Annotated in this window: 1 protein-coding gene; it reads left to right on the top strand. The window is 49.6% G+C overall.

The genetic code is table 11. From position 1 onward, the window contains the following. A partial coding sequence (locus AC0L3U_RS40210) for a BRCT domain-containing protein (RefSeq protein ID WP_473365244.1) occupies positions 1-236 on the top strand: 236 nt, incomplete at both ends.

A 236-nucleotide genomic window follows, 5' to 3' on the forward strand; every position in this document is an offset into this window, starting at 1 on the left:
GCTTCAAACTCAACTTGCTGAGTGGCGAGCAATATAAAACAGATGGGCTGCCACCCGTTGGAGGCGCATTGCTGATAAGGGATCGTAAGTTAAAGAATTTAGTGGTCAAGCGTCCCGATCCGAGCACACTGCATGTAATTTACCAAGATGGCATCGTTGAGATTTTGCAGCGTACCGGCTCGACCGTGCCGTACCGAATTGTTGCCATGCTGTTCGAAAATGGTGAACGGTTGACC

The organism is Bradyrhizobium sp. Kon69, from assembly GCF_055807515.1.